The sequence below is a fragment of the Aeromicrobium sp. Root236 genome (assembly GCF_001428805.1).
Lineage (GTDB): Bacteria > Actinomycetota > Actinomycetes > Propionibacteriales > Nocardioidaceae > Aeromicrobium.
Genome location: NZ_LMIS01000001.1, coordinates 2,628,661 through 2,650,502 on the forward strand (window position 1 = coordinate 2,628,661; position 21,842 = coordinate 2,650,502).

The following is a 21,842-nucleotide window of genomic DNA, read 5'->3' on the forward strand; positions in this document are numbered from 1 at the left end:
ACAACCGCTACATCTCTCACAGGTGCACCTTGTATGTCTCGAAGTCGGCGTCCGGTTCCCCGGTCGGCTCGAAGTGGCTGATGTTCTCGATCGTGGTGCCCCACTCATCGCGGGGCTTCCAGACCGCCTTGACCCGCATCCCCATGCGTACGTCCGCAGGATCCACGCCGAGCAGGAGGTGCAGGAACGCGATGTCGGCGCCGTCGAGCAGCATGTAGGCCGAGACGTACGGCGGCGTGATCTTCTGGCCGAGGAACGGCACGTTGACGATGCAGAACGTCGTGACGATGCCGGTGTCCGGCACCTCGACCTCGGTCGTCGTCGGCACCCCGTCGACGGGGCATGCGCCGCGCGGCGGGACGTACACCTTGCCGCACGTGGGGCACCGCTGGCCGAGGATCTTGCCCTCGGCGAGGCCGCGGAAGAACTTCGACTCCTCGGGGGAGGCGGCGAAGTCGTACGCGAGGTGCACCGGCGAGATGATGCCGGTGACCTCCTCGCCGCCTTCGGGTCCGGGCGTGGTCGCGGCGGCATCGCTCGCCGGCTCGAACCAGCGGATGTCGGTGATGGCTCCGACCGGCTCGTCGGCCCAGACGGCCTGTACGCGCAGCCCGGTCTCGATCTGGTCCGGCGAGTCGACCGCGACCGCGTGGAGCAGCGGACGGTCGGCGCCGTCGAGCAGGATGTGGGCGAACGCGAACGGCCGGTCGAGCGGCTGGCCGGCCACCGGCTCGGGCACCCAGGCCCAGGTCTGCACGACGCCGACGTCCTGCACCGGCACCATCTCGGTGATCGGCTCGTACGTCTCGGCGTCGAACTCGGGGGGAGGTACGGCGATGGTCCCGTCGGACAGCACGCCGCCGAGGATCTGCCGGCGCTTGAGGCCGGTCATGAACTCAGAGAGCGTGGGTCCGAGGGACCGGGTGTAGTCGAACTCGACCTTCATCGGTGCATGCAAGGTCCCGGTCTCAGTCATGGACCAAAGTGAAACATGTTCTAGTTTTGGCGGCAAGTGGACATTCCTCAAAACTGGAACGTGTTCTAGTATGACGAGCATGATCTCGTCCGACGCCATCACGTGGAACGCGCCCAACGATCCGCATCCGGCCCGCTCCGGCTCGCAACGCTCCTACTCCGCCGTCGCCAAGGGCGACCTCGACGAGTGGCTGACGGTGTACGCCGAGGACGCGGTCATCGAGGACCCCGTAGGGCCGTCGATGTTCGACCCCGACGGCAAGGGACACCGGGGCCACGACGGCATCAGCGCGTTCTGGAACGCCGCCATCGCCCCGATCGACCGGTTCGCGTTCGAGATCAACGACTCGTTCGCCAACCCCGGGAGCAACACCTGCGCCAACATCGGCCGCATCAAGACGACGTTCCCAGACGGCAGCTACAGCACGACCGACCTGATCATGGTCTACGTCGTGAACGATGACGGGCGCGTGGCGTCGATGAAGGCGTACTGGGAGCCGGAACGCGCGATGGCGTCGTTCACGAAGGGGGAGTCCGCATGACCGTGTTCGGAGAGAACATCCTCGAGGGCAAAGTCGCGTACGTCGCCGGTGGCACGCGCGGCTTCAACCTCGCGATCGCCAAGCGTTACGCCGAGCAGGGTGCCAAGGTCGTGGTGATGAGCCGCGACGTCGAGCGCTGCGCGTCGGCGGCCAAGGAGATCCGCGAGGCCGGCGGCGAGGCCCTGGGCCTGCCCGCTGACGCCCGCGACTACGACCGCATCGCCGAGACGATGCAGGAGACCGCCGACACGTTCGGCGGCATCGACATCGTGGTCGCCGGGCAGGCCGGCAACTTCTACGCACCGGCGCTGGGCATGTCGTCCAAGGCGTTCCAGTCCGTCGTCGACATCGACCTCATGGGCACGTTCAACCTCTACCGCGCGAGCTTCGAGCACCTCCGCGCTCCGGGTGCGTCGCTGATCGCCATCACGGCGCCCGAGGCGGTCAAGCCGCTCGCGTTCCAGAGCCACGTGTGCGCGTCCAAGGCGGCGGTCAACATGCTGACCAAGTGCCTCGCGATCGAGTGGGGACCCGCGGGCGTACGCGTCAACGGCATCAGCCCCGGCCCGATCGAGGACACCTGGGGCATGGACAACGTCATCGCGACGATGCCGGGGATCAAGGAGACCATCACGGCCTCGACGCCGCTGCGCCGCTGGGGCACGCACGCCGACATCGCGGATGCCGCACTGTTCCTGGCCTCGGACGCCTCGTCGTACGTCACCGGCACGATCCTCGACGTCGACGGCGGCATCACGATCAACACCGTCGGCGCCTCGGAGCGCGACGCGATCAACTTCAAGGACGATCCACGGGTCAAGGGCCCGGGCAAGGGAGCACGCTAGATGACACTCGATCCGGACATCCACCGCGGACCGCACTCGGGGCAGATGCTCCTCGACTCCCTCAAGCGCCACCGCGAGGCCTCGGTCCTCCAGCTCGGCGATCGCAACATCACCGGCCAGGAGATGGCCGACGAGATGAGCCGGTACGTCCGGGCGCTCGAGGATTTGGGCGCCGGCACCGGCGCAGCGGTGGGACTGCTCGCTGCCAACCGGCCCGAGGTGCTGTTCCTCATCGGCGCGGGCCAGACCCAGGGCTACCGGCGTACGGCGTTGCACCCGCTCGGCTCGCTCGACGACCACGCGTACGTGCTCGACGACGCCGGTGCGACGGCGCTGATCGTCGACAACATCCCGACGTTCCTCGAGCGGGCCGAGGCTCTGCAGGAGAAGGTGCCGTCGCTCACGACCGTCATCACGATAGACGACCTGGCCGCCAAGGCCGCGACGTACGACGTGCAGCCGCTCGTCGCGAAGGACCTGCCGCCGGATCACGTCGTCGGCATCACGTACACCGGCGGCACGACCGGCAAGCCCAAGGGCGTCATCGGCACGGCCTCGAGCATCGCCGCGATGACGCAGGTCCAGCTCGCCGAGTGGGAGTGGCCCGAGGCGCCGACGTTCCTCATCTGCACGCCGCTGTCGCACGCCGGCGCGGCGTTCTTCGCGCCGACGGTCGCCAAGGGGGGCCGGCTCGTGGTGCTGCCGGGATTCGACCCGGCGACGGTGCTGCGCACGATCGAGGAGGAACGGATCACCGCGACAATGCTCGTGCCGAGCATGCTGTACGCCCTGATGGACCACCCGGACTCGCACACGCGTGACCTGTCGAGCCTCGAGACCGTCTACTACGGTGCGGCGGCGATCAACCCGACGCGGCTGGCCGAGGCGATCGACCGGTTCGGCAAGATCTTCGCCCAGTACTTCGGGCAGTCCGAGTGCCCCATGGTCATCTCCTACCTCGCCAAGGCCGACCACACGCCTGAGCGGCTCGCGAGCTGCGGGCGTCCCAGCGCATTCCTGCGCACAGCCCTTCTCGGGGAGGACGGTCAGCCGGTGGAGCCGGGCCAGCCCGGTGAGATCTGCGTGGCCGGTCCCGTGCTGGCCGGCGGCTACTGGAACAAGCCCGAGGAGACCGCCGAGGCGTTCCACGACGGCTGGCTGCACACGGGTGACGTGGCCCGCGAGGACGAGGACGGCTTCTGGTACATCGTCGACCGCATCAAGGACATGATCGTCAGCGGTGGCTTCAACGTCTTCCCCCGTGAGGTCGAGGACGTCGTGGCCGAGCACCCGGCCGTCGCCCAGGTCGGCGTCATCGGCACCCCGCACGAGAAGTTCGGCGAGGCTGTCACCGCGATCGTCGTGCTGCGCGAGGATGCGAAGCGCGATGGCCGGTCCGTCGCCGACCTCAAGGCCGAGATCCAGGCGCTGGTCAAGGAGCGCAAGGGTGCCGTGCAGGCGCCCAAGGAGGTCATCGTCGCGGACTCGCTGCCGCTGACCCCGCTCGGCAAGCCTGACAAGAAGGCCCTCCGTGCCAAGTTCTGGACGGGCGACCGAGCCGTCGGCTGACCCGACCGAGATGTGGATCGCGCTGCACCACGATCACGCGGTGGGTGGTGCACTGGCATCCAAATCTCGGTGCGTGGGCGGCTAGCGGGCGGTCACCTGGGCCCGGATCGGGCCTCCGGCGGTCATCGTGAACGGGAGGCTGACGGGGAAGTCGTCGTCGAGCGCCTCGATCCGCGCGGCACGCATGATCGTGGCGACCCCGAGGGTGGCCTCCAGCATCGCGAAGTGATCACCGACGCACGACCGCGGACCCGCGCCGAACGGCAGGAACTGCCAGCGGCTGCGTCCGGCGCTGCGCTCCGGGCTGAACCGGTCGGGGTCGAAGCGCTCAGGGTCGTCCCACAGTGCCGGATCGCGATGCAGCGCGTACGCCCCGACGACGACGTTGGTGCCCGCCGGGATCCGGAAGCCACCGACGACGACCTCGCGCATGGCGAGCCGGCCGAACGCCGGAGCGGGCGGGCACAGCCGCAGGGCCTCGTGCAGCACCTGCACTGTCAACGGCAGGTGGGAGACGTCGTCGATCGTCAACGGACGGTTGCCCAGTGAGCTGATCTCCGTCGCCACCCGGTCCTGGAGCGCCTGGTCGCGGCCAAGTGCCCACAGCGTGTAGCTCAGCGTCGTGGCGGTGGTGTCGTGCCCCGCGATGATGAACACGATGAGCTCGTCGCGGATCTGGGCCCTGGACAACGGCTTGCCGGTGACCGGGTCGACCGCCTCCTGGAGCAGCCGGATCAACCCGCTGTCCTCGGACTCGGCAGCGTGATCGATCGCGTCGTCAACCACACCGTGCACGGCCTTCAGGGCCTGGCGGAACCGCCACCGCGCCGGTGTCGGGAGCCACAGCGGTGCGCGGACCGGCCGCAGGGAGCGGCTGGTGTTCCAGCGCAGCATCCGGTTGACCGGAGGGCCGAGCTCCTCGGCCCGTTCACCGAGGTCGAGGCCGAGCACGGACCGACCGAGCACCTGCAACGTCATGTGCCTCATCTCGACGTCCAGGTCGACGGCGCCGGCGCTCGTCAACGCCGTCGCTGTCGCCTGGGCAGCCACCGCCATGTGCCCGGCGTACGTGCTGACCTGCTTCTTGGTGAAGACGGGCTGGATGGTGCGCCGCCTCGGCTTCCATCGTTCGTGGGGCAGGTTGAACAAGTTGTCGCCGAACGTCCGGTTCTGGACGTGGACGATCATCTCCTTGTCGAACGCCCCGTCAGACGCGGCGAGGACGTCGTGCGCACCCTCCGGTGAGGTCACCACGGCGAACGCCGGGACCAGCCGGCGCGGCCCGAGCCGCACCATCGTCACCGGGCCGCCGGCATCCCTGAACCGTCCCGGTCCGGTGTGGAACTGCTGGACGGTTCTCAACCGCTCCCGGAACCCCATCGGCACGTCGGGCGCGAGGGGCGCGGTCGACACATCAGTCGTCGCTTCGGGAGTGGTCATGCCGATCTCCTACGAGATGGGTGAGCCCCCGATGACCTCAATGTGTCACGAGAAACCTGTGCCGTCTCTACTTTCCCTGGAACTGCGGGGCGCGGCGCTCGGCGAAGGCGCGCGGACCCTCCTTGGCGTCCTCGGACGCGAACACCGCGGCACCGACCTCGGCGTCGGCCTTCCAGCAGTCGTCCTCGTGCTTGCCCTCGGAGTCGCGGATCGTCTTCAGCACGGCCTGCACGGCGAGCGGCCCGTTCGCGGCGATCATGTCGGCGATCTCGTGAGCCTTGGCGAGCGCCTCGCCGTCCGGGACGACGTGCCCGATCAGCCCGATCTCCTTGGCCTCCGGCGCCTTGATGTGCCGGCCGGTCAGCAGCAGGTCGGCCGCCACGGTGTACGGGAGCTGGCGCGGCAGGCGTACGGCCGAACCGCCGAGGGGATAGAGACCCCACTTGGGCTCGGAGACGCCGAACCGGGCGGACTCGCCCGCGACACGGATGTCGGTGGCCTGGAGGATCTCGGTGCCGCCCGCGATCGCGGGACCCTCGACGGCGGCGATGAGCGGCTTGGTCAGCCGGAAGCCCTTGAGCAGCGGCTTGATGATCGTGGGGTCGAACTCGCCGGACTCGAACTTGTCCGAGGGCGACGAGGACGACATCGACTTGAGGTCGGCACCTGCGCAGAAGTAGCCGCCCGCACCGGTCAGGATCACGACCTTGACGTCGGGGTCGGAGTTGGTCCGGTCCCACGCCTCGCCCATGATCTGGAGCATCTCGCCGGACAGCGCGTTGCGGGCCTCCGGCCGGTTCATGGTGACGACGAGGGTGTTGCCCTCGAGCTCGACGAGGCAGTGGGCAGCGTTGGTGGACATGTGGGAGAGCGTAGTCAAAAACGAGAACGTGTTCTAGTCTTGGGCTCATGCCACTGAACATTGCCGACTTGTTCGAGCACGCCGTCGACGCCGTACCGGACCGACCGATCCTCCAGGTCGGGAGCCGCAAGCTGACCTACGCCGAGCTGGAGGCGCAGTCCAACCAGCTCGCGCACTTCCTGTCATCGCAGGGAATCGGCAAGGGCGACCACGTCGGGATCTATGCCAAGAACAGCATCGAGCACGTCGTGGCCCTCCTGGCGATCTTCAAGATCCGGGCGGTCGCGATCAACGTCAACTACCGCTACGTCGAGAACGAGCTCAGCTACCTCATCGAGAACTCCGACATGGTCGCGCTGCTGCACGAGCGCCCGTACGCCGGCATGGTCGCCCGCACGGTGCTGAAGCACCCGGCCGTCAAGACGATCGTGGCGATGCCCGACCCGACGGACCCGGGCAACCAGGACGACCTCACGCCGTTCGGCGGGATCACGTGGGAGGACGCGCTGGCCGGGCAGAGCGCCGACCGCGACTTCGAGGCACGCAGCGGCGACGACCTCTACATCGTCTACACCGGTGGCACGACCGGCTTCCCCAAGGGCGTCATGTGGCGTCACGAGGACTTCTGGCGCGTGCTCGGTGGCGGCATCGACTTCATGACCGGCGAGCGGATCGAGGAGTTCACGCAGTCCGAGAACGCCAAGACCACCGACCCGATGGTGACGTTCCCGCTCAGCCCGCTGATGCACGGCGGCGCGCAGGCCGCGATGCTGATGCACCTGTTCGCGGGGCACCTCACGATCCTCGAGCCCACGTTCAACGCCGAGGAGACGTGGCGGATCATCGACCGCGAGAAGGTCCAGCTGATCTTCATGACCGGCGACGCCATGGCGCGACCGCTCATCGAGGCGTACGGGAACGGCGGCTACGACGGCAGCTCGCTCGTCGCGATCGCCAGCAGCGCCGCGATCTTCAGCCGGCCGGTCAAGGAGGTCTGGATGAAGGCGTTCCCCAACGCGTTCTTCACCGACTCGATCGGATCGTCCGAGACCGGCTTCTCCGGCACGGGCCTGCAGGACAGCGACAACATCCAGGGCCAGGGCCCCGTCGTCGCCCTCGGCGCCGAGACCGTCGTGCTCAACGACCACAACCAGCCGATCGACCCGAGCAACATCGGCGCGATCGGCCGGCTCGCCCGCTCCGGCAGCGTGCCGCTCGGCTACTACCGCGACGAGGAGAAGTCCGCGCGTACGTTCCTCGAGGTCGACGGCGTCCGCTACTCGGTGCCGGGTGACTACGCCCGCATCGAGAAGGACAACAAGGTGACGCTGCTGGGCCGCGGCTCCAACTGCATCAACACCGGCGGCGAGAAGGTCTACCCCGAAGAGGTCGAGATGGCGCTCAAGAGCCACCCCGACGTCTACGACGCCCTCGTCGTCGGGCTGCCCGACGAGAAGTGGGGCCACCACGTCTCGGCGGTCATCCAGTCGCGCTCCGACGAGCCGCCCACGCTGGAGGACCTGCAGACGCATCTCCGCACGTTGCTGTCGGGCTACAAGCTGCCCCGCTCCGTCGCGTACGTCGACGAGATCCCGCGCACCGCCACGGGCAAGGCCAACTACCCGGCCGCCAAGGACATCGCCGAAGCCGCACAGGGAGTCGTGGCCGATGCGCACTGAGCTCTGCGAACGGTTCGGGATCCAGTACCCGATCTTCGCCTTCACCCCGTCCGAGCACGTCGCCGCGGCGGTCTCGCGCGCCGGCGGCCTGGGCGTCCTCGGCGCCGTACGTTTCAACGAGGCCGACGAGCTCGACCGCACGCTTGACTGGCTCGACGACAACACGGACGGCAAGCCGTACGGCGTCGACGTCGTGATGCCGATGAAGGTGCCGACCGAGGGCAAGGCCATCGACCTCAAGGCGATGATCCCCGACGAGCACATCAGCTTCGTCGAGCGCACCCTGCAGCAGCTCGGCGTGCCTCCGCTGCCCGAGGGTGAGGGCCGTGACGGCGTCCTGGGCTGGCTGCACTCCGTCGCCCGGTCCCACGTCGACGTGGCGCTCAACCACCGACCGGTGCTGATCGCCAACGCGCTCGGCTCGCCGCCCAAGGACGTCATCGACCAGGCCCACGCTGCCGGCGTGCAGGTCGCGGCGCTGGCCGGAGCGGCGAAGCACGCGCTGTCGCACGTCGCCAACGGCGTCGACATCATCATCGCCCAGGGCTACGAGGCCGGCGGGCACACCGGCGAGATCGCCAGCATGGTGCTCACACCCGAGATCGTCGACGCGGTCGGACCCGACGTCGCGGTGCTGGGTGCCGGTGGCATCGGTCGCGGTCGCCAGGTCGCGGCGTCGCTCGCCCTCGGCGCGCAAGGCGTCTGGACGGGCTCGGTGTGGCTGACGACCGAGGAGTACCAGAACCTCAACACCAACGCCGGCATGACCGAGGCGTTCCTGCGGGCGTCGAGCGCCGACACCGTGCGTACGCGCATCTACACCGGCAAGCCCGCCCGCCTGCTCAAGACCAAGTGGACGGAGGCGTGGGACGAGGCGGAGGCCCCGTCGCCGCTGCCGATGCCGCTGCAGAACCTGCTCGTGGCCGACGCACACAGCCGGATGAACTCCGCCGGCAACCCCGACGTCATCTCGATGCCGGTGGGCCAGATCGTCGGCTCGATGAACGAGGTGCGCCCCGTCGCCGAGGTCATGGCCGACCTGGTCAACGAGTACGAGGAGACGGTCAAGCGGCTCTCGAGCCTCTAGCGGTAGGCCGTGCCGCGTTCTTCCCTCGTCCACGTGACGTCGGCGGTGCCGGCTGCCGTCAGCTCGCGGTGCAGCACCTTGTGCGTCGCCGTGCGGGGAAGGTCGTCGACGAGGCGTACGTAGCGCGGCCGTGCCTTGGGTGACAGGTCCGCCTGCTCGTCGAGGAAGCGCTCGAAGTCATCCGCGCCGAGCTCGCCCCGGAGCACCAGCGCTGCAGCCACTTGGTCGCCGGACCGTTCGTCGGGCACGGCGTAGACGGCGGCCTGGTCGATCGCGGGGTGCCGCAGCAGGATCCGCTCGATCGGCGCGCACGCGAGGTTCTCGCCGTCGACCCGGAGCCACGCGGCCGTACGCCCGGCGAACCAGACCCAGCCGTCGGCGTCCCGATACGCGAGATCGCCCGACCAGTACATGCCGCCGCGCATCCGCTCGGCGGTCGCCTCGTCGTCGTTGTAGTAGCCCGCGAACTGGCCGGCACCCGTCGTGTTGACGAGCTCTCCGACGCACTCGTCGAGGTTCAGCACCTTGCCGTCGGGGTCGAGCTCGGCGCGGGGGCACTCGATACCGGTCTCGGGATCGAGCACCGCGACACCGTCGCCGGGCCAGCCCAGCGCACCGGCCGGAGTGCCCTCGATCCGGCTGACGATGACGGCGTTCTCGGTCGAGCCGAACCCGTCGACCACGACGCACCCGAACCGCTCGGCGAAGGCGCGGATGTCACGATCGCCGGCCTCGTTGCCGAACACGAGACGCAACGGGTTGTCAGCGTCATCCGGGCGCTCGGGCGTGGCCAGCACGTACGTCAGGGGCTTCCCGACGTATGACGCGTAGGTCGCGCCGAAGCGGCGCACGTCGGACAGGAACTCCGACGCCGAGAACTTCTCGCGCAGGGCCACGGCGGCACCCGTGACGAGCGCGGGCGCCCAGCCCGCCATGACGGCGTTGGAGTGGAACAGCGGCATCGCGACGTAGTGCACGTCGTCGGCGGTGAGCCCGAAGCGCTCGCTGAGGTACGCCCCGGGGTAGGTCACCTTCTCGTGCGTGATGCGGACCGCCTTGGGCCGGCCGCTGGTGCCCGACGTGAAGATCAGCATGAAGAGCGAGCTGTCGGTCGGCGTCGCGTCAACGACCGTGCCGGTCCTTGAGCTTGTCGAAAGGTCGTCGGTGTCGAGCACCTGGATGCCCGGCAGATCGAGCCCGTCCAGCAGGTGCCGCTGGGTCGCGTCGGTGAGCAGCACCTGCACGTCCGCCCGCTCGAGGTCGGCGACGATCGCCTCGCCGCGTCGCGTGCTGTTGATCCCCACGGCGACGTGCCCGCCAAGACCCGCAGCGGCCAGGCCGAGGAGCATCTCCGGGGTGTTGTCCATCAGCAGGCCGACGTGCGGCGGCCGCTCCGGGTCGAGCAGCCGCTCCAGCGCCGCAGCGCGCGCCGAGGCATCGGCGACGAGCTCCCGCCACGTCCACGTACGTTCGTGGGTCAGCAGCGCCGGGCTGTCCTGCTCGGCTCGCGACAGGAGGAGGTCGCGTATGGTCACGCGGGTCCGGCGGCCAGGAGCCGGCCGAGGCGCAGCGCCTGCTCCGTCGCGCCGCCGTACTGCTGCTCCCAGCGCGTCGCTGCGGTGAAGTAGCGGTGCGCGACGCCGTCGAGGTCGACGCCCACGCCGCCGTGGACGTGCACCGTCGTGTGCGCGATGCGGTGCCCGGCGTCGGCGGCCCAGAGCTTGGCCGTCGCGATGGCCTCCTCGGCGGGGAGTCCCTCGGCGAGCTGCCAGGCCGCCTGCCACAGCGTGAGGCCCTGGAAGCGGGTGTCGATGTAGCCGTCGGCGAGCCGCTGCGAGACCGCCTGGAACGTCGCGATCGGCCGGTCGAACTGCTGTCGCGTCTTGGCGTACTCGGCGGTCAGAGCGACCGCACCCTCTGTCACGCCGAGCTGCACGGCGCACGAGGCGACGGTCAGCAGGTCGACCAGACGGGATGCTCCGTCGAGGCGCCGGTCGGCCGGCACGCGTACGTCGGTGAGCTCCACGAGGCCGACGACGTCTCCGTCGCTCAGGTGCTGGTCCTGCACGCTGAGGCCGGCGGTGCCGGCGTCGACGAGGAACACGGCGGTGCCATCAGGCGTCGACGCGCTCACCAGGAACGCGGTCGCGACGGTGGCCGCCGGGACGAGGTACTTGGTGCCGGTCAGGACGTACGCCGCACCGTCCGCGACCGCCGTGGTCGTCGGCGAGGTGGGGGCGTGGTCGTGCTCCTCGGTGATCGCGCAGCTCAGCACGTCGGCGGCGAAGCCGGTGCGCTGCTGCTCGGCGCTGCCGTGCTCGCTGAGGAACAGGCGGGCGGCGGCGTCCGTCGCGAGCGGCACCGGAGCCACCGTGCGGCCGACCTCGACGAGCACCCGGCACAGCTCGACGAAGCCGAGGCCCGCGCCGTCGTACGCCTCGGGGGTCGTCAGGCTGCGCAGGCCGGCGTCGCCGAGCGCACGCCACAGCACGGGGTCGAAGCGGTTGCCGGCGGCCTCGACCTCGGCCAGCCGCTCGGGCTTGGTGTGGTCGGCCAGGATCGTCGCCGCCAAGGTGGCGGCGTCGTCGGCCTCGGGGGAGAAGGTGAAGTCCATGTCGCTCCTCAGCGCTGCGCGGCCGGGAGGCCGAGTCCGACGTAGCCGATGATGTCGCGCTGGATCTCGTTGGTGCCGCCACCGAACGTCATGACGAGCGACGAGCGGAAGTAGCGCTCGAGCCGGCCGGCGAGCACGGCGCCGGGGGAGTCCGCGGCGATGCCGGCAGCGGGTCCGACGACCTCCTTCAACGCGCGGTAGACCTCGATCGCGAGCTCCGAGCCGTAGACCTTGATCGCCGACGCATCGGCAGGCGAGAGCGTATCGATCTCGGTCGCGAGCTTCCAACCCATCAGCGTCAGCGCGTCGGTGCGTGCCTGCGCCCGGCCCAGCAGGATCTGCACCCACTCGTGGTCGATGACGCGTACGCCGTTGGCGTCCTTGGTCTGCTGCGCCCAGTCGGTGACGAGCTCGATCGAGTGCACGAGCGGCGCCGACGAGGTCAGGGCGACCCGCTCGCGGTTGAGCTGGTTGGTGATCAGCGCCCAGCCGCCGCCGCGACCGCCGATGAGGTTGTCGGCCGGCACGCGTACGTCGTCGTAGTAGGTCGCGCTCGTGCCGACGCCCGCGATCGTGTGGACCGGCGTGTAGGAGAAGCCCTCGGCGTCGGCAGGCACGAGGATCATCGACAGGCCCTTGTGCCGCGGCAGATCGGGATCGGTGCGGCACGCCATCCAGATCCAGTCGGCGTACTGGATCAGCGAGGTCCACATCTTCTGGCCGTTGATGACCCACTCGCCGGTCGCCTCGTCGAGCTCGGCCCGCGTACGTAGCGAGGCCAGGTCGGTGCCGGATCCGGGCTCGGAGTAGCCGATCGAGAAGTGCAGCTCGCCCTGGACGATCCGGGGCAGGAAGTACTCCTTCTGCTCCTGCGTGCCGTAGCGCATGATCGTCGGGCCGACCGTGTTGAGCGTCAGGTAGGGGATCGGCACGCCCGCGACCGCGGCGACGTTGGTGAAGATCAGCTCGTCGACCATGGAGCGGTTCTGCCCGCCCCACTCCTCGGGCCAGCCCATGCCGAGCCAGCCGTCGGCGCCGAGCTGGCGGATGACGTCCTTGTAGACCGTGACGTCGCCGAACTCCCCGGAGGACGCGGCGAGGGCGGCCCTTCGCTCGGGGGTGACCAGCTCGGAGAAGTAGCCCTTCAGCTCGTCACGAAGGCGGAGCTGGTCGGCTGTCAGGGCGACGTACATGTGGTAAAACTATAACGTGTTCTCGTTTTGGTCCACTACGGCCCGTGATTTCGGAGGCAAATCGTGACTGAGACCCGCGTACTCGACGCCGGCTCCGTGCCGCAGCGCTTCGCCCGTGGCTGGCACTGCCTCGGCCTCGAACGGGACTTCACCGACGGCAAGCCGCACTCCGTGCAGGCGTTCGGCGGCAAGCTCGTGGTGTGGAGCGACTCCCAAGGCGAGCTGCACGTCCTCGACGGCTACTGCCGGCACATGGGCGGCGACCTCACGCAGGGCACCGTCAAGGGCGACGAGATCGCCTGCCCGTTCCACGACTGGCGCTGGGGCGGCGACGGCAAGTGCAAGGCCATCCCCTACGCCAAGCGCGTACCCCTCCGTGCCCGGACGCAGCGCTACGAGAGCGTTGTCCGCAACGGCATGCTGATGATCTGGCACGACCCGGAGGGCAGCGCCGCCGATCACGAGGCCCTGCCGCCGGTGCTCGAGGGCGTCGGCACCGACAAGTACACCGAGTGGACCTGGAACGTCATCGAGGTCGACAACGCGCACTGCCGCGAGATCATCGACAACGTCGTCGACATGGCGCACTTCTTCTACATCCACTTCGCGTTCCCCACGAACTTCCGCAACGTGTTCGAGGGCGACAAGGCGACGCAGTTCATGGAGTCGACCGGCCGGCCCGACATGAAGGCCGAGGGCTACGGCGACGAGGACCTCGTGCTCAAGTCCGAGGCGACCTACTTCGGGCCGTCCTACATGATCAACTGGCTCGACACCGACTACAAGGGGTTCCTGACCAAGGTCATCCTGATCAACTGCCACATCCCGACGGGCCCCAACTCGTTCAACCTCCAGTACGGCCTCTGCGTCGAGAAGCCCGAGGGCGTCGACGAGGCCACCGCGAAGTACATCGGTGACAAGTACGCCGAGACGTTCGAGCAGGGGTTCCTGCAGGACGTCGCGATCTGGCAGAACAAGGCGCCGGTGCAGAACCCGCTGCTGTGCGAGGAGGACGGCCCGGTCTACCAGCTGCGCCGCTGGTACGAGCAGTTCTACGTCGACAAGGCCGACATCGAGCCCGAGATGGTCGAGCGGTTCGAGTTCGAGGTCGACACCACCAAGGCCAACGAGAACTGGCGGGCCGAGGTCGCCGAGAACCTCGCACGCAAGGAGGCCGAGGATCGCGCCGCCGCGGAGAACGACAGCGCCGTCGAGACGGCTGACGCCTGATGGCGTACATCGTTCCCACGCTCCGGGAGACCCTGGAGGACCGGCAGCTCTACACCCGCAGCAGCCTGTCGGAGGTGACCTGCCGGCAGTGCCAGGCGCGGGTCATGGTGCGCAAGAACAGCGAGCACCACACCTCCATCCAGTGGACCCGTGAAGCCGTCGAGACCTGCGCGGTCTTCTCCGACCTCGACCAGCGCGAGGACGGCCGACCGGTCCACACCGCGTGCCCGCAGCTCGTGGCGTCGATCGAGTACGCCGTGAGCGAGGGCATGGTCACGGTCGGCACCGGAGTCGACCCGGCCGGCTCCGACCGGGACCTCCAGGCCGATGACTGACGACTCCTTCGAGCTGGAAGTGCTCGACGTCATCGAGGAGACCACCGAAGCCCGCTCGGTCGTCCTCGACCCCGGCGAGCACCGCGAGCACTTCGGCTACACGCCCGGACAGTTCCTCACCGTCGCCGTGCCCAGCGACCGCACGGGCCTCGTCGCGCGCAGCTACTCCTTGTCGTCGACCCCGGCCGAGGACGGTCCGCTGACCATCACGGTCAAGCGCACACCTGATGGGTACGCCTCGGGGTGGATCTGCTCCGAGCTGCGCCCGGGCGACCGGCTCCGGGTGCTCCCGCCGAGCGGCATCTTCACGCCCAAGAACCTCGACGCCGACCTGCTGCTGTTCGCCGGCGGCAGCGGCATCACCCCGGTCATCTCGATCATCCGTACGTGCCTGGCCCGCGGGTCCGGCCGCATCGTGCTGTTCTACGCCAACCGCGACGAGCGCTCCGTGATCTTCGGGTCAGCGCTCAAGGAGCTCGCCGCCGAGCACCCTGACCGCCTGCAGGTCGTTCACTGGCTCGAGTCCGTGCAGGGCCTGCCGTCGCAGGACCAGCTGCGGGCATTCGCCGCCCAGTACGTCGACCGCGACGCGTTCGTGTGCGGTCCGGCACCGTTCATGGCGGCGACCGTGGCCGCGCTCAAGGAGCTCGAGTTCCCCCGTGAGCGTCGGCACCAGGAGAAGTTCGTCTCGCTCGGCGGCAACCCGTTCGAGACCTCCGCCGAGCGCGAGCCCGGTGCTGACGACGCCGAGGACGAGGCGCCGGCTGCTGCGCCGTCGTCGATCGGACAGGTGCACCTGCAGGTCGACCTCGACGGCGTCGACTACGAGTTCGACGACTGGCGGCCCGGCACGACGTTGCTGGAGCACCTCGAGAGCAAGGGCATCAAGGCGCCCTACTCGTGCCGTGAGGGCGAGTGCTCCGCGTGCGCGATCCGGCTGCTGGAGGGCGAGGTCACGATGCGCGCCAACGACATCCTCGAGGACGAGGACCTGGCCGACGGCATCCGCCTCGGCTGCCAGAGCGAGCCGGCGTCCGAGAAGGTCCGGGTGACCTACTCGTGACCGAGAAGCCGCAGAACACCGAGATCCCCGCAGCCCTGGCCGCCGGTGACGTCACGTCGTGGTCGGACGAGGTCGACGTGCTCGTCATCGGCGCGGGCATGGCAGGCACGGCTGCGGCGATCGAGGCGGCCACCGCCGGGGCGCGGGTCCTGGTCATCGACCGCGGCGGCCCCCTCTCGTGCACCAGTGCCATGGCCGGCGGTCACTTCTACCTCGGCGGCGGCACCCCGGTGCAGCAGGTCTCGGGCTACGACGACAGCCCCGAGGAGATGGCCAAGTACCTCCAGGCGGTCTCGCCCGACTGCGACCCCGAGAAGATCCGGCTCTACAGCGAGGACAGCGTCGAGCACTTCGGCTGGCTCGAGTCGCTGGGCTTCGAGTTCGAGCGCTCGTTCTACCCCGACAAGAGCGTCATGGCGCCAGGCACGCAGGGCGTCATGTTCACCGGCAACGAGAAGGTCTGGCCGTTCCACGACATCGCGAAGCCCGCACCGCGTGGCCACCAGCCCCCGGTCGTGGGCGACTCGGGTGGCGGCGCGCTGGTGCTCGACCTCGCGCTCAAGAAGCTCGACGAGCTCGGTGTCGAGGTCCGCTTCGAGACCGGGGCGACGGCGCTGGTCACGGAAGGTGATCGTGTCGTCGGGGTGACCTGGAAGCGATTCACCGAGACCGGTGCCATCAGCGCCGGCGCGGTGGTCATCGCCGCGGGCGGCTTCGTCATGAACCCCGACATGGTGCACGCGTTCGCGCCGCCGCTCGAAGCGCTGCTCGCCCGTGGCATGGCGCTCGGCAACACGTACGACGACGGCCTCGGCATCCGGCTCGGCGAGTCGGTCGGCGGCGCGACTGAGCACATGGACGGCGCCTTCCTGACCGCGCCGTTCTATCCACCCGGTCACCTCGTCTCCGGGATCTGCGTCAACAACCGGGGCGAGCGCTTCGTCGCCGAGGACTCCTACCACTCACGGACCTCGGCGTTCGTCTTCGACCAGCCCGAGCAGAAGGCGTGGCTGATCCTCGACTCCGAGCAGATGGCCGAGCCGGCGTACGGGCTGCAGCCGCTGGTCGACGGCTGGGAGACCGTCGCCGAGATGGAGGTGGGCCTCGGCGTGCCGGAGGGCTCGCTGGCCCGCACGCTCGACGACTACAACACGGCGGCGCGCGACGGCAAGGACCCGGCGTTCCACAAGGCGGCGGAGTACGTCGTGCCGCTCGACCAGCCGCCCTACGGCGCGTACGACCTGACGCCGGGGCAGGCGTTCTACTCCGGCTTCACGTGCGGCGGGCTGCGTGTCGACCACGACGGACAGGTGCTGCGCGACGACCGCAGCGTCGTCTCCGGCCTCTACGCCGCAGGCGCCTGCGCCTCCAACATCGCGGTCGACGGCAAGGGCTACGCGTCCGGGACCCAGCTCGGCGAGGCCTCGTTCTTCGGTCGCCGGGCCGGGCGTCACGCGGCGAGCAGAACCGCCAAAGACGTAACGCAGGTCACATCAGGTCGTTACTCTTCTGAAGTCGCCACGGCACCATCGACAGGCGTTCTCCCCAGCGGGTCCCGTCACCCCGGAGCCGACGGACCACAGGAGGAGCCATGGGTCTGAGCGTCGCATCCGTGGTCCGTGGACCCGGACACATCGCCGCGATGGCGTGGGACGTCCTCAAGCTGACGTTCACCACGCGCTTCCAGTTCCGCGAGTACGTCGAGCAGGCCTGGTTCGTCGCGAGCGTGACGCTGATGCCGACGATCCTCGTCTCGATCCCGTTCGGCGCGGTCATCGCGCTCCAGGTCGGCAACCTCACCGGACAGCTCGGCGCCCAGTCGTTCGCCGGTGCCACCGCGGTACTCGCGACGGTGCGTGAGGCGGCACCGATCGCCGCCGCGCTGATCATCGCGGGCGCGGCCGGCTCGGCGATCTGCTCCGACCTCGGCGCGCGCAAGATGCGCGAGGAGATCGACGCCATGGAGACCCTCGGCATCGACCCCATCGCCCGGCTCGTCGTGCCGCGCGCCCTCGCGACCGTCACCGTGGCGGTGCTCATGAACGGCATCGTCATCACCGCGGGCATCGCGGGTGGCTACTACTTCACCGTCATCGTGCAGGGCGGCTCCGCCGGCGCGTTCCTCGCCTCGTTCACGGCCCTGGCCACGCTGCCGGACATCTACGTCTCGATGATCAAGGCGGCGATGTTCGGCTTCCTCGCGGCGATCGTCGGGTCCTACAAGGGCCTCAGTGCCGGAGGCGGTCCCGCCGGTGTCGGCCGGGCCGTCAACGAGTCGGTGATCCTCTCGTTCATGCTGCTGTTCCTGCTGAACTCGATCATCACGGCGCTCTACTTCCAGTTCGTCCCCCAGGCAGGCCTCTGATGAGCGTCCTCACCGAGATCCGCACGTCGGCCGTCAAGTCCGGGCGCACGCGCCTGGAGACGATGGGCGACCAGCTGCTGTTCTACGCCCGCGCGCTGAGCTGGGTACCCAAGGTGGTGAGCAGCTATCGCAAGGAGGTCGCCAAGACGCTGGCCGAGGTCGTGTTCGGTGTCGGCGCCCTGTCCGTCATCGCCGGCACGGTGGGCGTCATCGCGTTCCTCGCCTTCTTCGCCGGCACCGAGGTCGGCCTCCAGGGCTACGCCTCGCTGAGCCAGATCGGCGTCGCCAAGTTCACGGCGTTCATCTCGGCCTACTTCAACACCCGCGAGGTGGCACCGCTGGTCTCGTCGATCGCCCTGGCGGCGACCGTCGGCTGCGGCTACACCGCCCGGCTCGGCGCGATGCGGATCTCGGAGGAGATCGACGCCCTCGAGGTCATGGGCGTCCCGTCGTTGCCGTTCCTCGTGACGACCCGCATGATCGCCGGCTTCATCGCGGTGATCCCGCTCTACACCGTCGCACTGCTGGCCTCCTACCTCTCGCCGCGGCTCATCACCGTCATGATCTACGGCGAGTCGGCGGGCACCTACGACCACTACTTCCGGCAGTTCCTGCCGCCCGTCGACATCCTGTGGTCGTTCGGCAAGATGCTCGTCCTGGCGATCGCGATCATCCTGATCCACTGCTACTACGGCTACACCGCGTCGGGCGGTCCCGCCGGGGTCGGCCTGGCGGTCGGCAAGGCGATCCGCTCGTCGATCGTCACCGTCGTGGTCGCCAACTTCTTCCTGAGCTTCGCGATCTGGGGCTCGACGACGACCGTGCGGATCACGGGGTAGCCATGCTGGTCAACCTCGTCCACGACACTCCCCGGGAGCACCGACGGCTCTGGCTCGCCGGTGTGACCTACCTCGTCTCGATCGCGCTGCTGATCGGGTTGTCGATCGCGATCTACGACAAGGCGTTCACCTCCAGCACCAACGTGACGGTCGTGGCCGATCGTGCCGGACTGCAGCTGGCGAGGTTCAGCGACGTACGCCTGCACGGTGCCCTCGTGGGCCACGTCAAGAGCATCGCGAGCGACGGCAAGCGGGCTCGCATCACGCTCGCGCTCAACCCCGACTCCGCGCGCACGATCCCCAGCAACGTCGAGGTGCAGATCCTGCCGACGACGCTGTTCGGCCGCAACTACATCGAGCTGATCCCGCCCAAGACCGGCACGGCAACAGGCCAGACCCTCCGCGACGGCTCGGTCGTCCCGCACGAGCGGGTCACGACCAACGTCGCGCTGCAGAGCATCCTCGCCAACCTCTTCCCGTTGCTGCGCTCCGTGCGGCCCGCCGACCTCAACGCGACGTTGTACGCCATCGCGCACGGCCTGCAGGGCAAGGGCGACCAGCTCGGCGACACGTTCGAGGTGCTGGACGACTACCTCAACCGGGTCAACGTCAAGCTGCCCACCCTCAAGAAGGACCTGTCGCTGCTGTCGGAGGTCTCCCAGACGTACGACCTGGCCGCACCCGACCTCATCCGGCTGCTGCGCAACGCGACCGTGACGGCCAAGACCCTGACCGACAAGCAGGGCCAGCTCGACCGGGCGCTCGGCAGCATCACCGGGCTCGCCACGACCGCGCGCGTCACGCTGGCCGAGAACGAGAAGGCGTTGATCGCGCAGACCCAGTCGGGCCGTCCGCTGCTCAGGCTCCTCGACACCTACTCGCCGGAGCTCAAGTGCGTGCTGGTGGGTCTCGACCGGCAGCGGCCGAACGCCACCAACGTCTTCCAGGGCGGCATCATCCACCAGACACTCGAGCTGGGTGCGCCTCAGCGCACCGCCTACACGGCGGCTGACGCACCGGAGTACGGCGAGGTCGGCCACGGTCCGTGGTGCCTCGGCCTGCCCGACAACTACAAGGTGCCGGCTCCGTTCCTGCCCCTCAAGGACGGCTCCAACAAGGACGATCCCGACGGCGGCATCAAATGACAAGCCGTGACACGACGTTCGCCATCGCGGCGATCAAGCTGGGGATCTTCACGCTGGTCTCGGTCCTGGTGACCGCCGGCCTGGTCGTGATCATGGGCGGCTTCGGGCTCGGCTCCCAGGTCGAGTACAAAGCCGTGTTCACGAGTGCCTCGGAGCTGACCTCAGGTGACGACGTCCGCATCGCCGGCGTCATCGTCGGCAAGGTCAAGGACGTCAAGATCTACCACCGCGACCAGGCGCTCGTGACGTTCAAGGTCCAGGACGACGTCCCCATCACGGAGGACACCCACGCGAGCATCCGGTTCCTCAACCTGATCGGCGACCGCTACATGTCCCTGACGGAGGGCAAGGAAGGCGCGACGCGGCTGCGCCCCTCGGCGACCCTGCCGGTCGACCGCACCACCCCGGCGCTCAACCTGACGGAGCTCTTCCAGGGCTTCCAGCCATTGTTCGCGGCGCTGCGCCCCGAGGACGTCAACGAGCTGTCGCTCAACCTCATCCAGGTGCTCCAGGGTGAGGGCGGCACCGTGCAGCAGCTGCTGGCCAACACGGCGTCACTGACCGACACGCTGGCCGACCGCGACCAGCTCATCGGCGACGTGATCACCAACCTGAGCACCTTGATGACGACGGTCGACGACCACCACCAGCAGCTCGACGAGCTGTTGACGAGCATGCGCTCGTGGTTCGGCGACCTGTCCAAGGACCGCAAGGTCATCGGGTCGTCCCTGACCAACATCTCCGCGGTCAGCAAGTCGGTCGCCGACCTGCTGACCGACGGCCGGCCGCTCCTCAAGCAGGACGTCGCCCAGCTGCGGCGCCTCTTCACGGTGCTCGCGAAGCCGCAGAACAAGGCGTACCTCGACAAGACCCTCGACGAGCTGCCGTCGATGCTCGCCAAGCAGACCCGCATCGGTGTCTACGGGTCTTGGTACAACTACTACCTCTGTGAGTTCCACGGCGGCGTGGTCCTGCCGAGCGCGATCATGGACGCGATGCCGGCCGAGGCGCGCAAGCAGATGACGGACTTCACGATCTACAGCCAGGCAAAGAGGTGTCAGTGATGGCACGTCGCAATGACTCCCGCATCCTCCAGATCGGCATCATCTCCCTCGCGGTGCTGCTGCTCGTGATGGTCGCGTCGTTCAACCTGCAGAAGCTGCCCTGGCTGCGCGGCACGACCTATCACGCCGAGCTCACCGACGCGTCCGGCCTGCGCACGGGCAGCGAGGTCCAGGTCGCCGGCATCCGCGTCGGCCGGGTCAACAAGATGCGGATCGGCACCAAGAAGGTCATCGTCGACTTCGACGTCTCGGGGGCGACCCTGGGCCGCTCGACGCGCGCCAGCGTCGAGGTCAAGAGCCTGCTGGGCGAGAAGTTCCTCAACATCAAGCCTCAGGGCAGCGGCACGATGGCGGCCGGCGCGACGATCCCGTTGTCACGCACCGACGTCACGTTCGACATCGTCAGCACGCTGGGTGAGCTGACGACGCAGACCGAGCAGACCAACAAGAAGAACCTCACGACAGCCCTCGACTCGCTCGCCGAGGTCGTGAACTCGGCGGCCCCCGAGGTGCACACGAGCTTCAGCGGACTGTCCCGCCTCTCCAAGACGATCGCGTCGCGCGACGAGGAGATCGAGAAGCTGCTGCAGCGCTCGAGCAACGTCACCAAGCTCCTCGACGAGCGCAAGGGCGACCTCGTGACGCTGATGAAGGAAGCCAACCTCGTCTTCCAGGAGCTGCAGGCGCGCAAGCAGACGATCCACGAGCTGCTCATCAACGCCAACAACCTGGCCGCCGAGCTGAAGGGCCTGGTCAAGGACAACCGCGAGCAGCTCAAGCCGACCCTCGACAAGCTCGAGAACGTGCTGTCGTTCCTGCACGCCCGCGAGGACCAGATCGAGACGCTCGTCCACAACTATGGCCCGTACGTCAACATCCTCGGCAACATCGTCGGCAGCGGCCCGTGGTTCGACGCGTACGTCCCCAACATCACGGGCGTGTTCACCGGCGAGTTCCTGCCGTCCAAGCCGAAGCCCGGGGGTGGCAAATGAGGG

20 protein-coding genes are annotated in these 21,842 nt (G+C 68.8%); 14 read left to right on the top strand and 6 right to left on the bottom strand.

Going from position 1 to position 21,842, the window contains the following annotated elements; genetic code table 11:
- Nucleotides 1-16: 16 nt before the first annotated feature.
- A complete protein-coding gene (locus tag ASE12_RS13245) occupies nt 17-976 on the bottom strand; it encodes a Zn-ribbon domain-containing OB-fold protein (RefSeq protein ID WP_056401385.1) in 960 nt (319 codons plus the stop codon).
- 79 nt (nt 977-1,055) lie between these two features.
- Here ASE12_RS13245 and ASE12_RS13250 point away from each other — a divergent pair, with 79 nt between their 5' ends.
- Genes ASE12_RS13250 through fadD8 form a run of 3 tightly spaced genes read left to right on the top strand, consistent with a single transcriptional unit; the run spans nt 1,056 to nt 3,931 of the window.
- The gene (locus ASE12_RS13250) at nt 1,056-1,517 is read left to right on the top strand and encodes a nuclear transport factor 2 family protein (RefSeq protein WP_056404840.1); all 462 of its coding nucleotides are present in this window, start codon (nt 1,056-1,058) and stop codon (nt 1,515-1,517) included.
- Nucleotides 1,514-2,362, top strand: a complete 849-nt coding sequence (locus ASE12_RS13255; protein WP_056401388.1) for an SDR family oxidoreductase — start codon at nt 1,514-1,516, stop codon at nt 2,360-2,362. The genes ASE12_RS13250 and ASE12_RS13255 overlap by 4 nt, the downstream gene beginning before the upstream one ends.
- On the top strand, nt 2,363-3,931 hold the full coding sequence (gene fadD8, locus ASE12_RS13260; RefSeq protein ID WP_056401391.1) for a fatty-acid--CoA ligase FadD8: 1,569 nt from the start codon (nt 2,363-2,365) through the stop codon (nt 3,929-3,931).
- Nucleotides 3,932-4,012: 81 nt separating this feature from the next.
- Here fadD8 and ASE12_RS13265 read toward each other — a convergent pair whose 3' ends face one another.
- Together ASE12_RS13265 and ASE12_RS13270 are read right to left on the bottom strand one after the other, a co-directional pair.
- Nucleotides 4,013-5,371: a cytochrome P450 gene (locus tag ASE12_RS13265; RefSeq protein ID WP_056401394.1), complete on the bottom strand. Its 1,359-nt coding sequence runs from the start codon at nt 5,369-5,371 to the stop codon at nt 4,013-4,015.
- A 67-nt stretch (nt 5,372-5,438) separates the two neighbouring features.
- Nucleotides 5,439-6,233: a crotonase/enoyl-CoA hydratase family protein gene (locus ASE12_RS13270; protein ID WP_056210308.1), complete on the bottom strand. Its 795-nt coding sequence runs from the start codon at nt 6,231-6,233 to the stop codon at nt 5,439-5,441.
- 47 nt (nt 6,234-6,280) lie between these two features.
- Between ASE12_RS13270 and ASE12_RS13275 the strand changes: the two genes are divergently transcribed.
- Entirely contained in the window at nt 6,281-7,912 is a 1,632-nt protein-coding gene (locus tag ASE12_RS13275) for an acyl-CoA synthetase (RefSeq protein ID WP_056401398.1), read from the top strand.
- Nucleotides 7,902-8,999 carry a nitronate monooxygenase family protein gene (locus tag ASE12_RS13280; RefSeq protein WP_056401401.1) on the top strand — a complete coding sequence of 366 codons (1,098 nt, stop codon included), beginning with the start codon at nt 7,902-7,904 and terminating at the stop codon, nt 8,997-8,999. The genes ASE12_RS13275 and ASE12_RS13280 overlap by 11 nt, the downstream gene beginning before the upstream one ends.
- Here the strand turns inward: ASE12_RS13280 and ASE12_RS13285 are convergent.
- Genes ASE12_RS13285 through ASE12_RS13295 form a run of 3 tightly spaced genes read right to left on the bottom strand, consistent with a single transcriptional unit; the run spans nt 8,996 to nt 12,806 of the window.
- Complete coding sequence (locus ASE12_RS13285) at nt 8,996-10,534, bottom strand: AMP-binding protein (protein ID WP_056401404.1); 1,539 nt, start codon at nt 10,532-10,534, stop codon at nt 8,996-8,998. The two genes, ASE12_RS13280 and ASE12_RS13285, sit on opposite strands and share 4 nt — an antisense overlap.
- A complete protein-coding gene (locus ASE12_RS13290) occupies nt 10,531-11,613 on the bottom strand; it encodes an acyl-CoA dehydrogenase family protein (RefSeq protein WP_056401407.1) in 1,083 nt (360 codons plus the stop codon). The genes ASE12_RS13285 and ASE12_RS13290 overlap by 4 nt, the downstream gene beginning before the upstream one ends.
- 8 nt (nt 11,614-11,621) lie before the next feature.
- On the bottom strand, nt 11,622-12,806 hold the full coding sequence (locus tag ASE12_RS13295; RefSeq protein WP_056401408.1) for an acyl-CoA dehydrogenase family protein: 1,185 nt from the start codon (nt 12,804-12,806) through the stop codon (nt 11,622-11,624).
- A gap of 63 nt (nt 12,807-12,869) precedes the next feature.
- Between ASE12_RS13295 and ASE12_RS13300 the strand changes: the two genes are divergently transcribed.
- From ASE12_RS13300 to ASE12_RS13340, 9 genes are read left to right on the top strand one after another with little or no spacing between them, the layout of a single operon-like run.
- Nucleotides 12,870-14,036: a Rieske 2Fe-2S domain-containing protein gene (locus ASE12_RS13300; protein ID WP_056401411.1), complete on the top strand. Its 1,167-nt coding sequence runs from the start codon at nt 12,870-12,872 to the stop codon at nt 14,034-14,036.
- The gene (locus ASE12_RS13305) at nt 14,036-14,371 is read left to right on the top strand and encodes a hypothetical protein (protein WP_056401414.1); all 336 of its coding nucleotides are present in this window, start codon (nt 14,036-14,038) and stop codon (nt 14,369-14,371) included. The genes ASE12_RS13300 and ASE12_RS13305 overlap by 1 nt, the downstream gene beginning before the upstream one ends.
- Nucleotides 14,364-15,434: a ferredoxin--NADP reductase gene (locus tag ASE12_RS13310; RefSeq protein WP_056401417.1), complete on the top strand. Its 1,071-nt coding sequence runs from the start codon at nt 14,364-14,366 to the stop codon at nt 15,432-15,434. Before ASE12_RS13305 ends, ASE12_RS13310 begins: the two co-directional genes overlap by 8 nt.
- A complete protein-coding gene (locus ASE12_RS13315) occupies nt 15,431-17,035 on the top strand; it encodes an FAD-binding protein (protein ID WP_082582250.1) in 1,605 nt (534 codons plus the stop codon). Before ASE12_RS13310 ends, ASE12_RS13315 begins: the two co-directional genes overlap by 4 nt.
- On the top strand, nt 17,026-17,799 hold the full coding sequence (locus ASE12_RS13320; RefSeq protein ID WP_056401420.1) for an ABC transporter permease: 774 nt from the start codon (nt 17,026-17,028) through the stop codon (nt 17,797-17,799). Before ASE12_RS13315 ends, ASE12_RS13320 begins: the two co-directional genes overlap by 10 nt.
- Nucleotides 17,799-18,638, top strand: coding sequence for an ABC transporter permease (locus ASE12_RS13325; protein WP_056401423.1), 840 nt, complete (start codon nt 17,799-17,801; stop codon nt 18,636-18,638). Before ASE12_RS13320 ends, ASE12_RS13325 begins: the two co-directional genes overlap by 1 nt.
- A 2-nt stretch (nt 18,639-18,640) precedes the next feature.
- Nucleotides 18,641-19,783 (top strand): MCE family protein, encoded by a 1,143-nt coding sequence (locus ASE12_RS13330; RefSeq protein WP_056401426.1) that lies wholly within the window; start codon nt 18,641-18,643, stop codon nt 19,781-19,783.
- Nucleotides 19,780-20,847, top strand: a complete 1,068-nt coding sequence (locus ASE12_RS13335) for an MCE family protein (protein WP_056401429.1) — start codon at nt 19,780-19,782, stop codon at nt 20,845-20,847. The genes ASE12_RS13330 and ASE12_RS13335 overlap by 4 nt, the downstream gene beginning before the upstream one ends.
- Nucleotides 20,847-21,839 carry an MCE family protein gene (locus tag ASE12_RS13340; RefSeq protein ID WP_056401431.1) on the top strand — a complete coding sequence of 331 codons (993 nt, stop codon included), beginning with the start codon at nt 20,847-20,849 and terminating at the stop codon, nt 21,837-21,839. The genes ASE12_RS13335 and ASE12_RS13340 overlap by 1 nt, the downstream gene beginning before the upstream one ends.
- Nucleotides 21,840-21,842: the final 3 nt, after the last annotated feature.

Bases quoted from the DNA above. Each gene is read 5' to 3' on its own strand.
- ASE12_RS13255 (WP_056401388.1), top strand. From the start codon at position 1,514: ATGACCGTGTTCGGAGAGAACATCCTCGAGGGCAAAGTCGCGTACGTC.
- ASE12_RS13250 (WP_056404840.1), top strand. From the start codon at position 1,056: ATGATCTCGTCCGACGCCATCACGTGGAACGCGCCCAACGATCCGCAT.
- ASE12_RS13245 (WP_056401385.1), bottom strand. From the start codon at position 976: ATGACTGAGACCGGGACCTTGCATGCACCGATGAAGGTCGAGTTCGAC.
- ASE12_RS13310 (WP_056401417.1), top strand. From the start codon at position 14,364: ATGACTGACGACTCCTTCGAGCTGGAAGTGCTCGACGTCATCGAGGAG.
- ASE12_RS13320 (WP_056401420.1), top strand. From the start codon at position 17,026: ATGGGTCTGAGCGTCGCATCCGTGGTCCGTGGACCCGGACACATCGCC.
- ASE12_RS13305 (WP_056401414.1), top strand. From the start codon at position 14,036: ATGGCGTACATCGTTCCCACGCTCCGGGAGACCCTGGAGGACCGGCAG.
- ASE12_RS13325 (WP_056401423.1), top strand. From the start codon at position 17,799: ATGAGCGTCCTCACCGAGATCCGCACGTCGGCCGTCAAGTCCGGGCGC.
- ASE12_RS13330 (WP_056401426.1), top strand. From the start codon at position 18,641: ATGCTGGTCAACCTCGTCCACGACACTCCCCGGGAGCACCGACGGCTC.
- ASE12_RS13335 (WP_056401429.1), top strand. From the start codon at position 19,780: ATGACAAGCCGTGACACGACGTTCGCCATCGCGGCGATCAAGCTGGGG.
- ASE12_RS13340 (WP_056401431.1), top strand. From the start codon at position 20,847: ATGGCACGTCGCAATGACTCCCGCATCCTCCAGATCGGCATCATCTCC.
- ASE12_RS13270 (WP_056210308.1), bottom strand. From the start codon at position 6,233: ATGTCCACCAACGCTGCCCACTGCCTCGTCGAGCTCGAGGGCAACACC.
- ASE12_RS13295 (WP_056401408.1), bottom strand. From the start codon at position 12,806: ATGTACGTCGCCCTGACAGCCGACCAGCTCCGCCTTCGTGACGAGCTG.
- fadD8 (WP_056401391.1), top strand. From the start codon at position 2,363: ATGACACTCGATCCGGACATCCACCGCGGACCGCACTCGGGGCAGATG.
- ASE12_RS13290 (WP_056401407.1), bottom strand. From the start codon at position 11,613: ATGGACTTCACCTTCTCCCCCGAGGCCGACGACGCCGCCACCTTGGCG.
- ASE12_RS13280 (WP_056401401.1), top strand. From the start codon at position 7,902: ATGCGCACTGAGCTCTGCGAACGGTTCGGGATCCAGTACCCGATCTTC.
- ASE12_RS13275 (WP_056401398.1), top strand. From the start codon at position 6,281: ATGCCACTGAACATTGCCGACTTGTTCGAGCACGCCGTCGACGCCGTA.
- ASE12_RS13265 (WP_056401394.1), bottom strand. From the start codon at position 5,371: ATGACCACTCCCGAAGCGACGACTGATGTGTCGACCGCGCCCCTCGCG.